General features: G+C 76.5%; 1 protein-coding gene. It reads right to left on the bottom strand.

Annotated features, from left to right (window positions below; all coding sequences use genetic code 11):
- Positions 1–559 (bottom strand): FAD binding domain-containing protein (locus tag AB0G02_RS16220; protein WP_360794425.1); only part of this gene is annotated, 559 nt, incomplete at its 3' end.
- Between the last annotated feature and the right edge of the window lie 117 nt (positions 560–676).

Below are 676 nucleotides of genomic sequence, written 5' to 3'. Positions count from 1 at the left end.
TCGCCCGGCGCGGCGAGGGCGCGGCGCTGCCGACCGCCGCGCCGACCCGGTTCTGCGGCGGGTGCAGGGCCACCGCGAACGAGCACTGCGCGATCACCATGGCGTTGCGCGTGCCGACCTTGGCGAACTGCTGCGGCGCGCGGGTGACCGGCACGCGCACGGCCGTGATCAGCTCGTCCGGCTCCAGCGCGTTGCGCTTCACGCCGAGGTAGAAGTCGGTGGCCGGGATGAGCCGGGTGCCCCTGGTCGAGGCGACCTCGACGGTGGCGCCGGCGGCGAGCAGCACGGGGTGCGCGTCACCGGCGGGCGAGGCCGCACCGAGGTTGCCGCCGACCGTGCCGCGGTTGCGGATCTGCGGGGAACCGACCGTGCGGGAGGCCATCGCGAGGCCGGGCAGGTGCTTGCCCAGCTCGTCGATGATCCGCGTGTACGGGACGCCCGCGCCGATGCGCACCACGCCGCCGTCGACGTCCTCCGCGTCCCACGAGCGGAGTTCGGGGATCCGGGTCAGGTCCAGCAGGGCGGCGGGACGGCGGTGGTCGAAGTTCAGCTCCACCATCACGTCCGTGCCGCCCGCGATGGGCACGGCGTCGGGGGGCGGGCCCGGGACGGCGCGCCCCCCGCGCGCGGGGTGGGGGGGGGGGGGCAGCAAAAACGACCACCGGGGGGGTGGTGG

The organism is Actinosynnema sp. NPDC023658, from assembly GCF_040639995.1.
Classification (GTDB): Bacteria; Actinomycetota; Actinomycetes; order Mycobacteriales; family Pseudonocardiaceae; genus Actinosynnema.
This window is presented reverse-complemented; position numbering and strand designations above follow the sequence as displayed.